Below are 13,630 nucleotides of genomic sequence, written 5' to 3'. Positions count from 1 at the left end.
GGGAGAGTCATGGCGATGTTCCGCAGACTCCGCTCCACCTTCTTCGAGCGGACCACCCGCGACACCACCGGCCACGTCAACGGCCGGACCACGGCCGTGCCGGCCGCGCGTACCGCCGAGGAGACGGCCGCCCCGGCACCGAGCCTGGACCCGGCCGTGGTGCCCCGCTGCTTCGGCCCCGTGCCGAACTTCGCACACAGCCCTCGCCCAACGCGCGACGCCTCCGGGCAGCTGGTGCCCGGGACCGGACTGCGCAAGTTCGTCGACCCGTTGCCCATCCCGGGCCAGCAGGGCCGCACCGACCTCGGTGGCCACCTGCCGGTGGCCACGCCGGACACGATCAGCTATCCGGGCTGCGACTACTACGAGATCGGCGTGCAGGAGTACGCGCAACGGCTGCACCGGGACCTGCCGGTCACCCGGCTGCGCGGCTACCGGCAACTCAACCTGGGCACCGACAAGGCGGGCCACAACACGGTCGCACCCCCGGAGCGGCCCTGGCACCTCGGCCCGATGATCCTCGCCCGCCGGGGCCGACCGGTCCGGGTGAAGTTCATCAACCAACTCCCGACCGGTCGGGCCGGCGAACTGTTCCTGCCGGTCGACGACACGATCGAGGGAGCCGGCCTCGGCCCACTGGACGGGCCGGCGCCGTTCCCGCAGAACCGCGCGGTGCTGCACCTGTCCGGAGCGCAGACCGGGTGGACCAGCGCCGGCAACCCGGGGCAGTGGATCACTCCGGCTGGAGAGATCACCCCGTACCCGACCGGGGTGGGGGTGACCCACGTACCGGACATGCCGGCGCCGGGTGCCGGGGCCACCACGCTGTACTACCCGAACGAGCAGAGCGGCCGACTGCTGTGGTTCCACGACAACACCCTCGGCCTGGCCCGGCTCACCGTCTACGGTGGGCAGCTCGCGCTCTACCTGCTCAGCGACCCGGCCGAGGACCAGCTCGTCGCCGACGCGGTGCTGCCGGCCGACCAACTGCCGCTGGTGATCGAGGACAAGACGTTCGTGCCGGACGACGTCCAACTCGCCGCCGAGGACCCGACCTGGGACCGGGAACGCTGGGGCGCCCGGGGCAGCTTGTGGCACCCACACGTCTACCAGCCGCGGCAGAACCCATACCGCTCCGGCGGACGCAACCCCACCGGCCGGTGGGACTACGGCCCCTGGTCGCGCAACCCGGACCGGGACGGCGCCCACACCGACGGCTGGGTCCCGAACCCGCACCACGACCCTGTCTCCGCGCCGGACGAGCCGCCGTTGAGCCCTGACGTGCCGCACCCGTCCGCAGTTCCCGAGGCGTACGGCGACACGCCGCTCGTCAACGGCGTCGCCTACCCGTACCTGGAGGTGCTGCCGCGCGCGTACCGGTTCCGGATCCTCAACGCCTGCCTGGACCGCAGCCTCAACCTCCAGCTCTACCGCGCCTGCTCCGACGATGCCATCTGGTCGGCCGACGGGGCACTCGCCGACGCCGACGCCGGGGAGGTGCCGATGGTGCCCGCCGTGCGGGCGGTGGACCGGCCCACGGGGTGGCCGACCGACGGACGCGACGGCGGTGTGCCGGACCCGCGCGCCGCCGGGCCGGAGTTCATCCAGATCGGCAACGAGGCCGGGTTGCTGCCCGCCCCGGTGGTGCTGCCGAACCGACCGATCGGCTACCGCTACGACCGGCTCGACCCGACGGTGCTGAACGTCGACGGGCACGCCCTGCTGCTCGCCCCGGGTGAACGGGCCGACGTGCTTGTCGACTTCTCCACCGTGCCGCCGGGCAGCACTCTGCTCCTCTACAACGACGCCCCGGCTCCACTGCCCGGGTTCGACCCACGCAACGACCAGCACACCGACGCGCCGGACCGGACCGCCGAGGGCGGCCCACCCCCCACCGAACCGGGGTACGGCCCGAACACCCGCACCCTGCTCCAGTTCCGGGTCACCGGAGCGGCGGCGCCGCCGTACGACCTGGACCGGCTGCGCGAAAGGCTGCCCCTGGCGTACGCGGCCAGCCAACGCCCGCCGATCGTGCCCCAGCCGGCGTACGACCCGGCGTTCGGCACCCGGACCGCGGCGCAGACGATGGTGCCGGTGCACGCCACCTCGGTGACGTTCACGCCGGCAGCGGGCGCCGGCCCGGTGACCCTGCCGATCGCGGTCAAAGCCGCACAGCAGGTCTTCGAGCCCGACCACGGCCGGCTGGCCGGCCGGCTCGGCGTCGGACACCCGCACGCCGGGCCGTTCAACCCGACGACCCTGCCGCTCGGTCCGACCGACCCGGTCACCGAGGTCGTCTTCGCCACCGACCTCGCCGTGCCGGTGGGCACTCCGACCGACGGCACCCAGCTCTGGCGGATCAGCGGCAACGTCCGGCAGACCGAGCCGCTGCATTTCGGTGGCTGCGACGTGCAGGTGGTCAACCGGGTCGGTTGGGACGGCACGTTGCGGCTCCCACACGGCACGGAGTTGGGCTGGAAGCAGATCGTCCGGGTCAACCCCCGGGAGGACGTGGTGGTGGCGTTGCGCCCGGTCGCCCCGGTGCTGCCGTTCAAGCTGGGCGACAGCGTGCGGCTGCTCGACCCGGGCCGCCCGGCCGGGACCAGGACCGGGTCGACCCCGATCAGCCCGGCGGACGGACGGCCCGCCACGGTGGTCAACCAACTGGTCAACCTGGGCTGGGAGTATCGCTGGCACAGCCAGCTCGCCGGCCATCGCGACGGCGGGATGAGCCGGCCACTGGTGCTGCGGGTGGCACCGAAGGCACCGACCGGGCTGACCGCCACGCCGGTGCCCGGCTCCGCCACCGCGCTACCCGCGATCGCGCTGGCCTGGACCAGCAACGGCGGTCGACCACCGGCCACCAGCCACCTGCTGCAGAGGGCCACCGACGCGACCTTCAGCGAGGTCACCACGATCACCGTTGCGGCCGCCGCCACCCGGTACACCGACGCGTCCGTCACCCCCGGGGTGACCTACCACTACCGGATCCGGGCGGAGAACGCGGTCAGCTACTCGTCCTGGTCGAACAGCGTGCCCGCCTCGGTGCACCTGGCCGCGCCGAGCGGGCTGGTCGCGGCACTCGCGCCCGCCGCGCCGCTGCGAGTGGCGCTGCGCTGGGCGAACCGCTCGTTCGCCACCGGGATCGACGTGCAGCGGGCCACCAACCCGACGTTCACCAGCGGCCCGGGCACCACGGCGATCGGCGCCGGCGACAACCACCTGGACGTGACGATCGCCCCGGACACCACGTACTACTACCGCGTACGGACCACCTACCTGGGCGCCGCCTCGGCCTGGTCCACGGTCGCCACGGTGACCTCTCCACCCGCGCCGGGCACCCCGAGTGGGGTGAGCGTCACCGCCCTCGCACCGGGGCCGGACACCGCGACGGTGATCCTCGCCTGGGCGGCGAGCACACCTGCCGGCCCGGGGTCCGGGTTCATCGTGCAGCGGGCGCTGGACCCGGCGTTCGACCAGGAGGCGGCCACCTTCACGGTGACCGGTCGCGGCTTCACCAACACGGGACTGGCCCGAGGGGTGACCTACCACTACCGCATCCGCTCGTTCAACGTCGTGGGCAGCTCGCCGTACACCCGCCCGGTCCTGATCACGACGCCGCCGTGACCGGTCGCGGGGGCCGCGTCGTGCGGCGGGCGTGCGTGGTCAGCGGGTGGGTGCGCGCAGCGGGGTGCCGACGGCGCGCAGCTCGGCCAGGGCCCCGGCAACCCCGTGCAGCAGGTCGGTTGCCTCGGTGAGCCGCTCGGCGGCCGGGTGGGCGGTCTCTGGTCGGGCGTCCTCGGCCAGGTAGCCGGCGGCGGCGACCACCAGCCGTTCGTAGGCCGCTACCCCGCCCTCCAGTTGGGCGGTCAGCACGGCGTGTGCCTCGGCCAGCGGCGGCCGGGCGTCGGCCGGGGCCAGCCGCAGCGCACGTTCGACGCTGGCCACCCGTGCGGCCAGGTCGCGCAGCGAACGGTCGGCGGCGGCGGCCTCCAGCACCGCCGGCTCGGCCAGCCCGGTGAGCCGGGAGGCCATCCCGGCGAGGGTGAGTGCCGCCCGGTCCAGTCGGGCCCACTGCTCACCCGCGCTGGTGCCGCGCAGCGCGATGCGGGACCGGACCCGGCGGACTTCGGCCAGCACACCCGGGCCGACCGGCAGCCGCTCGACGGCGGCGATCAGCCGCGCCCGCGACCGGGCCGCGGCCTCGGCCGGGTCGAGCGCAGGTGGCGCCGGTTGGGCGGCGAGGGCGCGCACGTCGATCCAACGCCAGGCCGCGAGTGCCACCGCGCTGCCCGCGGCGCCGGCCCAGGCCGCGTCGGGCAGACCAAGCCCGGCGTACGGGGTCAGCACCGCCGCCGCGCCGCCAAGCCCACCGGCCAGCACGCTCCACCGTCGGGCGGACCGGCGAAGCCGACCCAGCCTCCGGAAGTATCGAGTCCGCTCGTCTGCCACCCTGACCTCCTCGGTCCGGTCGTTCAGCCGGCGGCGGTCGGGTCGCCGGTGCCCCGCTCGCGAGCCATGCTGGCGCGCAGCTCGTCCAGCCGGGCAGCGGCCGTCGGGTCGTTGGCCGGGCCGGTCTTCTCGGCCTGCGGCACAGCCGGTCGCTGCGACGCACCACCGAGCTGCTCCCCAGCCATGCTGGACCGGATCTGCTCCAGCCGGGCCGAGCCCGCCGAGTCGATCGTCGCCTTCTGGATCTCCAACATCCGACCCTCGACGGAGTTACCGGCCAGCTCGGCGCGACCCATCGCGTTGGCGTAACGCCGTTCGATGCGGTCACGCACCTCGTCCAGCGACGGGGTGTTGGTGGGCGCGGTCAGCGACGACATCGACTCCAGCGAGCGGGCCACCGTCTCCTGCATCTTGGCCTGCTCCAGCTGGCTGAGCAGCTTGGTGCGCTCGGCGAGCTTCTGCTGGAGGATCATCGAGTTGTTCTCGACCGCGCGGCGGGCCTGGGCGGCGGCACCCAACGCCTGGTCGTGCAGGGTCTTCAGGTCTTCGGTGGCCTGCTCGGCGGAGACCAACTGGGTGGCCAGGGTCTGCGCCGACTGCTCGAACCGCGCTGCCTCGGCCTCGTCACCCTTGGCCCGGGCCTGGTCGGAGAGCACCAGCGCCTGCCGGGCGTTGCCCTGCAACCGCTCGACCTCGGACATCTGCCGGGACAGCTTCATCTCCAGCTGACGCTGGTTGCCGATCACCGCGGCGGCCTGCTGGACCAGCGCCTGGTGCTGCCGCTGGGCATCCTCGATGGCCTGCTGGATCTGCACCTTGGGATCGGCATGCTCGTCGATCTTCGCACCGAAGAGCGCCATCAGGTAGTTCCAACCCTTGACGAACGGGTTCGCCATCTCCGCGGTATCCCCTCATTTGCGTCGCTCCACCACGGCCGGGCCGGATGAACCGACCCGACCACCACCGGCCGATCTCCATCGTCCCAGTCGAACGCCAACGGGGCATCCGTACCGGGCGGTCGATCGCACCGGCAGCTCCTGCGGGCCACCCTACGCGGCTGGGGCCAGCCCACCCAGGGGGCAACCAGAGGCCGGACTCAGGCGGCGCAGACCACGTCCCGGTCGCGCTCGGTCGGGCGGACGCGGGAGCTGCGCAACGTGGCCTTGAGCGGAGAGTCCTGGCGGACCGAAACGGCGACCTTGCCATCGGAGGTGACCTGACGAACACCGCGGCTGGTGCTCTTGGGCACTGTCGCGGCATCGGCCGGCTCGTCCTGCATCGAGACGAGCACCTCGGGCATCTGCTCGGCGAGTGCCACGGTGTCGCTCACCTCACGCAGAAGCTCGGACAGACGGGCGCCGAGGGCGTCACAAATCGCGGCGAGCAGCTCGCTGGACGGCTCCTTGTGCCCCCGCTCGATCTCGGAGAGGTAGCCGAGGCTGACGTTGGCGGCGGTGGACACCTCACGCAGCGTGCGCTGCTGCCCCTGCCGGCGCGCCCGCAGTGCGTCACCGATCACCCGGCGTAGCAGGATCATCGCACCTCCCCCTGAGGGATACCTCGCGCCCGGCGCTGGGCGGCCGGCCGCGGTAGACCCGCGCCGACCCCGAAACGTCGGAGCCTTCCCGCAACCGTACCCGTTGCGGGCCCGGCCGACATCCCGCCCCGCCCGTCGGTTCGCCGCGACGGGCTCACCGGCGGTCGGCGCGGGCCGACCCCGCCCCGCCCCGGGTGGCCCCGGCTACGGTCTGGGAGTCGGCGTCAGGGGCGGCGGCGTCGGCAGCGGCCTGTGCGTCTTCGGCGGCGTGGATGCGCTCGGCGAGCAACCGCAGCGCCTCGACCACCGCCGCCGCGCGGACGTGCTCCCGCCCGCCGTCGAGGGAGAGCTGGCGGACCTCGGTGCCGTTCGGGCCGGCGACCGCGACGTAGACCAGGCCGACGGGCTTGCCGTCCTGCGGCTCGGGGCCGGCGACGCCGGTGGTGGCGATTCCCCAGACCGCGTCGCAGCGCTGGCGGCCACCCTCGGCGAGCGCCGTCGCCACCTCCGGGTCCACCGGTCCCCGTTCGGACAGCAGGTCGGCGGGCACGCCGGCCAGGGTCCCCTTCAACTCGGTGGCGTAGACCACGAGGCCGCCGCGGTAGATCCCGCTGACCCCGGCGATCTCCACGATCGATGCGGCCAGCAGCCCACCGGTGAGCGATTCGACCGTGGCCAGGGTCTCGTGCCGTTGCGCCAGACTGTGCACCACACCCGCCGCCGCGCTGCCTGTCGCGGCGTCGTCCGCCGCACCATCCGCCTCTCGCTGCATCAACCCTTCCTTCCCCACCCAACGACCCCCAACCTTCCCGGCCCGATCGCGTCGATCATGAAGTTAGCGGCACGACACGCCGCCCCGAGTGGCGATACCTTCATGATCAACCGGGGATGGGTCGGGGTGGGTCAGTGCGGACGGCGGAGGCGGAGGGCCTGGGCTACGTAGTCGAAGCCGGTGGCGACCGTGACCAGGACGGCAGCCGCCATGATCCACGGGCCGACGCCAGCGAGGGCCGCCGGCATCGGCCAGAGGTACCAGGCGATGGCGAGGATCTGCAGCGCAGTCTTGACCTTGCCGCCCCGGCTGGCGGCGATCACGCCGTGCCGGAGCACCCAGAACCGCAACCCCGTGATGCCCAGCTCGCGGACGAGGATCAGCGCGGTCACCCACCAGGGCAGTTGGTCGTACCAGGAGAGCAGCACCAGGGCCGCACCGGTGAGCGCCTTGTCGGCGATCGGGTCGGCCACCTTGCCGACCGAGGTGACCAGCCCGAACCGGCGGGCGATCCAGCCGTCCACCAGGTCGGTCGCCGAGGCCACCGCGAAGATCAGACAAGCCGCCATCCGCCAGCCGGAGTGGGTCATCCCGGACATGATCACCGAGGCTCCGAAGACCGGCACCAGCACGAGCCGCAGGGCGGTCAGCGCGTTCGCCGCGTTGACGACGGGCACCACGGCGACCACCCGGGCGGGGGTCGACTCCGTCGCTCCGGTCACCGCCGCACTCCGCTCCGGCAACCGTGGCGTTTCCGGCACCACACCACTGGGCTCCCCCGCTCCGCTCGGGCCCACCGTCACCGTGCCGCGCCGGGCGCCGCCGAGATCATCTCATCCGGCACAGCGAGCAGGTCCACCCCTTCGGTGCCGGTCACCGTTGCGCGGACCAAATCACCCGGGCGCAGCGCGGCGAGGTCGACCCCACCCTCGGCCGGAGCGACCAGGGTGGTGGAGCCGTCCACCTCCGGCGCCTGGTGCGCCGCCCGACCCTCCACCACGCCGTCCGCGATCGAGTCGACCAGCACCTCGACGGTCGAGCCGAGCCGATCCTCGGCCCGCTGCGAGCACAGCTCGTCGGCGAGCGCGCTCAGCCGGTCGTAGCGCCGCTTGATCGTCGCGGCGGAGACCTTGCCGGGCAGGCCGGCGGCCTCGGTGCCGTCTTCGTCGCTGTAGTCGAACATGCCGATCGCGTCGAGACGGGCCTCGGTCAGGAACCGGACCAGCTCATCGATGTCGGCGCGGGTCTCGCCGGGGAAACCGACGATGAAGTTGCTCCGGGCGCCCGCGTCCGGGGCCAACGCGCGGGCACTGGCCAGCAGCTCCAGGAACCGGTCGGTGGAGCCGAAACGTCGCATCCTGCGCAGCACCGGCTCGCTGGAGTGCTGGAACGACAGGTCGAAGTACGGGGCCACGCCCGGGGTGCTGGCGATCGCCTCGATCAGCCCGGGGCGGGTCTCGGCCGGCTGGAGGTAGCTCGCCCGCACCCGGACGATGCCGGTCACCGCGGCGAGCTGTGGCAGCAGCTTCTCCAACGCGCGGGGGTCGCCCAGGTCCTTGCCGTACGAGGTGGAGTTCTCGCTGACCAGCACCAGCTCCCGTACGCCGGACTTGGCCAGCCACTCCGCCTCGGCGAGCAGCTCGTCCGGGGTACGCGAGACGAACGCCCCACGGAAGGCGGGGATGGCGCAGAACGCGCAGCGCCGGTCGCAGCCGCTGGCGAGCTTCAGCGAGGCCACCGGGCCGGTGTCCAGTCGACGGCGCAGAATCTGCCGCAGGTGTGCCGGGGTGTGCTCGTCGGTGTCGACGGCGGTGCGGGTCACGGTGCCGTGCCCGGGCAGCGACACGGCGCTGTCGCGCCGCTTCACCGGGGTCAGCGGCAGCAGCTCACGCCGGTCCCGGGGGGTGTGCGCGGTGATCTGCTCGCCGGCGACGACCGCGTTCAGCCGGGCGGCGATGTCCGGGTAGTCGTCGAAGCTCAGCACCGCCTGCGCCTCGGGCAGGCTGTCGGCCAGCTCCCGGCCGTACCGCTCGGCCATGCAGCCCGCGGCGACCACCTTGGCGCCCGTGCCCGCGGCGGCGAGCAGGGTCTGGATGGAATCCTGCTTGGCCTTCTCCACGAAGCCGCAGGTGTTGACGACCACAACGTCGGCACCCTCGCCGTCGGTGGTCACCTGCCAGCCGTCGGCGTGCAGCCGGGCGGCGAGCTCCTCCGAGTCGACCTCGTTGCGGGCACAGCCCAGGGTGAGCAGGGCGACGCGACGGCCCTCGGCGTGGTCAGAGGGAGAAGGAGAGGTGGCAGACACCATCCGAGGGTACCGGGCCGGCCACGGAAGCCCACGCACGCGGGCTGTGCGCACGGCCGGTGTATGCCTCGTCACCTACCCCGGGCAGCGGCGCGGCCGCACTCCGCGCCCATCCGGGTCAGCGCGTCGAGCAGGAAGACCTCGGTGCCGGCCAGGCCGGTGGAGCAGAAGACGGAGATCTGGTCCGCGCTGGTCCGGCCGGGGACCGCGCCGGCCAGGATCCCACCCAGGTCCCGCAACCGTCCGGCGTACGGGGGTGTGGCCGCGAGCATCGGCGGCTGGTAGTCCGCCGCCTGGGCCGGCGAGTCGGTGACCAGCAGGTCCGCGGCGTCCAGCAGGTCGGTGCCGAATTCACTGCGGTCACGCTGCTTGAAGCCGACCGCGTTGACGTGCGTGCCGGGGCTGAGGTCGGCGGCGCAGAGCACCGGGGTCGGGCTGGTGGTCGCGAGCACCACGATGTCCCGCCCGGCCACGGCCGAGCCCGGATCGGCCACCGCGCGGGCCGACACGCCCAGCTCGGCGCGGACCCGAGCGGCGAAGACGTCCCGCCGGGCGGCGGAGCGGCTGTGCACCACCACCTCGCGCAGCGGGCGGACCGCGGCGGTGGCCCAGACCTGGGTCCATGCCTGCCGGCCGGAGCCGATCACCCCGAGGGTGGCCGCGTCCGGGCGGGCCAACGCGTCGACGGCCAGGCCACCCAACCCTCCGGTACGACGGGAACCCAACTCCTCGCCGACCGCGACGGCCCGGATCGCCCCGGTCCGGGCATCGTGCAGCACCACCAGTTGCTCGCTCTGCGGGTGACCGAAGGTGTCGTACGAGCGGAAGCCGTACCACTCGCCGACCAGGTGCCCGGCGGTCAGCACCAGCCGCCCCCCGTTGAGCGGGGCGGCGGCCCGGGGCGGGGCGACCAGGCGTCCCTCGTACGCGGCCAGGAGCGCGGCACGCATGGCGTCGACCGTGGTGGCCGCGTCCAGCGCGGTGGCGACCTCGGGGTCGGCATACAGCAGCGTCATGGTCGCCATACTGCAAGTTAGAGTCAAGTTCAGGTCAATGCAGGGTGGCGGAGGTCACCGGATCATCGGCACCCCGCCCGACCGATCCACCACGACCGCTGACCGGTGCTAGCGTCGGCGGCGGTGGCCCGGTCGCCCGCGGCCACCCCGGACGAGTGGTGGGCGTACCCGGTCAGGCCAAGACGCCCCGCGACGTGCAGACACGACTCGTCCCGGCCCCGGCGGTCCGGGCACTCCCGCGTGAGGTGAACGATGGCCTGGCTCGTGCTGGTGATCTCTGGACTGATGGAGACGGCCTGGGCGATCGCCCTGGACCGCAGCGCCGGCTTCAGCCGGCTGATCCCATCAGTGGTGTTCGTGGTGACCCTGGCCCTGAGCATGGCCGGGCTGGCGTACGCGCTGCGCGACATCCCGGTCGGCACCGGGTACGCGGTCTGGGTCGGCATCGGTGCGGTCGGCACCGCGGTGGTCGGGATGGTGGCGCTCGGCGAGTCGGCGAGCCTGCCCCGGATCCTGTGCCTGCTGCTGGTGGTCGCCGGCGTGATCGGCCTGAAGATCTTCCACTGACGAGCCGCATCGACAGGCGTGTCCAACACCCACAGTGGGTAGTTGTCGATACGTCACGACAGGCTCTCAACCGGAGGAAGACATGGCCGACTTGCCCAGCACCGCCCGTCCCCGCAGCAACGCCGCCCGAATCCTCACCATCGTGGGCTTCGTCTTCGCGGTCCTCGCACTGCTGCTCAACCCGATCATCTTCGGCGTGCTCGGCGTCATCGCGGGCATTGTCGGCGCCGTGCTGGGTGACAAGCCGCTGGGCTGGTACGCCGCCGCGGCCAGCGTCGTGGCCGCGATCATCGGTGTGGCGGTCTTCAGCGCGCTGATCAACAACTGACCACGCCGCACAGACTCGGGCCCGCCGGAATCCGGCGGGCCCGTCGCGCACTCCGGCTCGGGCCACCCCGACAAGGCTCGGTCGCACCCTGACAATCAGTCGCCGTCGCCGCGCAGACCGGCCAGGACCTCCTCCAACTCGTCCGGCTTGACCAGCACGTCGCGCGCCTTCGACCCCTCGGACGGCCCAACCACCCCACGGGTCTCCATCAGGTCCATCAGTCGGCCCGCCTTCGCGAAACCGACCCGCAGCTTGCGCTGCAGCATCGAGGTCGAGCCGAACTGCGAGGTGACCACCAGTTCCACCGCCTGCACCAACAGGTCGAGGTCGTCGCCGATGTCCTCGTCGATCTTCTTCTTGCTCTCCTGCGCGGGGGCCAGCACGTCCTTGCGGAACTCCGGCTCACGCTGGTCCTTGCAGAACTTCACCACGTCGGCGATTTCCCGCTCGGTGACCCAGGCGCCCTGGATGCGTACCGGTTTGGAGGCGCCCATCGGCAGGAAGAGCCCGTCACCACGACCGAGCAGCTTCTCCGCGCCCGGCTGGTCGAGGATGACCCGGGAGTCCGCGAGCGAGGAGGTGGCGAACGCCAGCCGGGACGGCACGTTCGCCTTGATCAGACCGGTCACCACGTCGACCGAGGGGCGCTGGGTGGCCAACACCAGGTGGATGCCGGCCGCACGGGCCAGCTGGGTGATCCGGACGACCGAGTCCTCCACGTCGCGGGGCGCGACCATCATCAGGTCGGCCAGCTCGTCCACGATCACCAGCAGGTACGGGTACGGGCGCATCTCCCGTTCGCTGCCCGGCGGGGCCTTGATCTCGCCGTTGCGGACCTTGCGGTTGAAGTCGTCGATGTGCCGGACCCCGTTGGCGGCGAGGTCGTCGTAGCGCATGTCCATCTCGCGGACCACCCAGTCCAGCGAGTCGGCCGCCTTCTTGGCGTTTGTCACGATCGGGGTGACCAGGTGCGGGATGCCCTCGTAGCCGGTCATCTCGACCCGCTTCGGGTCGATCAACAACAGCCGCACCTCGTCCGGGGTCGCCCGAGTGAGGACGGACACCAGCAGGGTGTTGAGGCAGCTCGACTTTCCGGCTCCGGTGGCCCCGGCGATGAGAATGTGCGGCATCTTGGCGAGGTTGGCCACCACGTAGCCGCCCTCGATGTCCTTGCCGAGCGCCACCACCATCGGGTGGTGGTCGCTTGTCGCCGCCCGCGAGCGCAGCACGTCGCCGAGGGCGACGTTCTCCGGGTCGGTGTTCGGGATCTCCACGCCGACGGCGCTCTTGCCCGGGATCGGGCTGAGGATCCGCACGTCCGGTGACTTCACCGCGTACGCGATGTTGCGGGAGAGTTGCGTGATCCGTTCGACCTTGACGCCGTGCCCCAACTCCACCTCGTACCGGGTGACCGTCGGGCCACGAGTGAAACCGGTGACCGCGGCGTCCACATCGAACTGGTCGAAGACGCCCGTCAGTGCGGCGATCACCTCGTCGTTGGCCTTGCTGCGGGTCTTCGCGGCGGCTCCGGCGCTGAGCATGTTGGCTGGCGGCAGGACGTAGTCCCCGGCCAACCCGGTCAATGCGAGCTGCTCGGCCCGGGTCGGCGGGGGCGAGTGCTCCGGCGGCTCGGCCGGTGGCCGACGGCTCGCCGGCACCTTCGCCGGCGACTTGCGCGGCAGCACCATGGTCTCCTGGAGGTCCGCACCGTCCAGGTCCTCGAAGTCGTCCGGGTCCAGCGGCGGCGGCATCCGCTTCGCCGGCCTCTTGCGCGCCGGTCGTGGGGCCGCCTCGTCCGACTCCTCGCCGACGGCGGCGTCCGACGGGGCGACCAGACCGCCAGCGAGCAGGCCCAGCCGCTCGGGGATCTTGTTGATCGGGGTCGCGGTCACCACGAGCAGACCGAAGAGCAGCAGCAGGATCAGCAGCGGCACCGCCACCCAGGCGGTGACCGCGCGCTCCAGCAACCCGCCGACGCCCGCGCCGACCAGGCCACCCGCGAAGTCCCGCTGCAACGGGTTGGCCGGGGCCTGACCGATCTGGAGCAGCGCGGCGGTCGACACGAGCAGTGAGGTCCAGCCGATCAACCCGCGGCCCCGGTGCTCCGGATCAACCGGCTGACGCATCAACCGCCACGCCCCGATCATCAGCAGCACCGGCACGACGACGGAGATCGCGCCCAGGAACAACCGGATCGAGTCGGCCAGTCGCGCGCCCACCGGGCCCGCTCCGGAGAACCAGAGCGCCACCGCGGTGAGCAGGGCGAGCCCGAACATCAGCAGGCCGGCGCCGTCACGGCGGTGCTCCGGGTCGAGATCGCGAGCCGAGGCGGCCTGCCGACCGGCGGCGCGCACCGCCCAACCCATCCCGTGCGCCACGCCCATCCACAAAGCACCCACCGCGCGGCCCACGTACACCGCCGGGCCGGGCCGGGCCGGCGTGGTACGACGCCGGACCGGCGCCCGGGTCTTCTTCGCCGGTTGACGGGCACGACTGTTGGTGCCACCGCGCGGCGACGCGCCGCGCCGCCGGCTCGCCTGAGAGGTACGGCCCGCCATAGAGTCACGGTAACGGTGGGACCGGGCAGATCCCCGCTTTTCCCGGTCGTGTCCGCGCGTCGCAACACCGGCCCCGCCGCCGGTCGTGATATCCG

Annotated in this window: 11 protein-coding genes and 1 riboswitch; of the genes, 3 read left to right on the top strand and 8 right to left on the bottom strand. The window is 72.7% G+C overall.

Annotated features, from left to right (window positions below):
• Positions 1 to 9 precede the first annotated feature (9 nt).
• Positions 10 to 3,627 carry a hypothetical protein gene (locus JOD64_RS21560; protein ID WP_204943862.1) on the top strand — a complete coding sequence of 1,206 codons (3,618 nt, stop codon included), beginning with the start codon at positions 10 to 12 and terminating at the stop codon, positions 3,625 to 3,627.
• Positions 3,628 to 3,666: 39 nt separating this feature from the next.
• On the opposite strand, the gene pspM is transcribed toward JOD64_RS21560, so the two are convergent.
• The 7 genes from pspM to JOD64_RS21525 all read right to left on the bottom strand — a co-directional run bounded on the left by pspM (position 3,667) and on the right by JOD64_RS21525 (position 10,082).
• Complete coding sequence (gene pspM, locus JOD64_RS21555; RefSeq protein ID WP_204943861.1) at positions 3,667 to 4,452, bottom strand: phage shock envelope stress response protein PspM; 786 nt, start codon at positions 4,450 to 4,452, stop codon at positions 3,667 to 3,669.
• Positions 4,453 to 4,475: 23 nt separating this feature from the next.
• Positions 4,476 to 5,348, bottom strand: a complete 873-nt coding sequence (locus tag JOD64_RS21550; RefSeq protein WP_204943860.1) for a PspA/IM30 family protein — start codon at positions 5,346 to 5,348, stop codon at positions 4,476 to 4,478.
• A gap of 200 nt (positions 5,349 to 5,548) precedes the next feature.
• The gene (locus tag JOD64_RS21545; RefSeq protein WP_204943859.1) at positions 5,549 to 5,989 is read right to left on the bottom strand and encodes a helix-turn-helix domain-containing protein; all 441 of its coding nucleotides are present in this window, start codon (positions 5,987 to 5,989) and stop codon (positions 5,549 to 5,551) included.
• A 154-nt stretch (positions 5,990 to 6,143) separates the two neighbouring features.
• Positions 6,144 to 6,761, bottom strand: coding sequence for a CinA family protein (locus tag JOD64_RS21540; protein WP_204943858.1), 618 nt, complete (start codon positions 6,759 to 6,761; stop codon positions 6,144 to 6,146).
• Positions 6,762 to 6,892: 131 nt separating this feature from the next.
• The gene (pgsA, locus tag JOD64_RS21535) at positions 6,893 to 7,483 is read right to left on the bottom strand and encodes a CDP-diacylglycerol--glycerol-3-phosphate 3-phosphatidyltransferase (protein ID WP_204943857.1); all 591 of its coding nucleotides are present in this window, start codon (positions 7,481 to 7,483) and stop codon (positions 6,893 to 6,895) included.
• Positions 7,484 to 7,560: 77 nt separating this feature from the next.
• A complete protein-coding gene (rimO, locus tag JOD64_RS21530; protein ID WP_204943856.1) occupies positions 7,561 to 9,069 on the bottom strand; it encodes a 30S ribosomal protein S12 methylthiotransferase RimO in 1,509 nt (502 codons plus the stop codon).
• Positions 9,070 to 9,137: 68 nt separating this feature from the next.
• Positions 9,138 to 10,082, bottom strand: a complete 945-nt coding sequence (locus tag JOD64_RS21525) for an ornithine cyclodeaminase family protein (protein ID WP_204943855.1) — start codon at positions 10,080 to 10,082, stop codon at positions 9,138 to 9,140.
• 125 nt (positions 10,083 to 10,207) lie between these two features.
• A riboswitch (guanidine-III (ykkC-III) riboswitch) is annotated at positions 10,208 to 10,274 on the top strand.
• Between the two features lie 60 nt (positions 10,275 to 10,334).
• On the opposite strand from JOD64_RS21525, the gene sugE reads away from it, so the two are divergent.
• Both sugE and JOD64_RS21515 read left to right on the top strand, forming a co-directional pair.
• Positions 10,335 to 10,649 carry a quaternary ammonium compound efflux SMR transporter SugE gene (sugE, locus tag JOD64_RS21520; protein ID WP_110566159.1) on the top strand — a complete coding sequence of 105 codons (315 nt, stop codon included), beginning with the start codon at positions 10,335 to 10,337 and terminating at the stop codon, positions 10,647 to 10,649.
• 82 nt (positions 10,650 to 10,731) lie between these two features.
• On the top strand, positions 10,732 to 10,977 hold the full coding sequence (locus tag JOD64_RS21515; protein ID WP_204943854.1) for a hypothetical protein: 246 nt from the start codon (positions 10,732 to 10,734) through the stop codon (positions 10,975 to 10,977).
• Between the two features lie 95 nt (positions 10,978 to 11,072).
• Here the strand turns inward: JOD64_RS21515 and JOD64_RS21510 are convergent, their stop codons facing one another.
• Positions 11,073 to 13,535 carry a DNA translocase FtsK gene (locus tag JOD64_RS21510; protein WP_204943853.1) on the bottom strand — a complete coding sequence of 821 codons (2,463 nt, stop codon included), beginning with the start codon at positions 13,533 to 13,535 and terminating at the stop codon, positions 11,073 to 11,075.
• Positions 13,536 to 13,630: the final 95 nt, after the last annotated feature.

This window comes from Micromonospora luteifusca (assembly GCF_016907275.1).
Taxonomy (GTDB): Bacteria; Actinomycetota; Actinomycetes; order Mycobacteriales; family Micromonosporaceae; genus Micromonospora; species Micromonospora luteifusca.
Note: the sequence above shows the minus strand (reverse complement) of the source record. Positions and strands in the feature narration are given on the sequence as shown.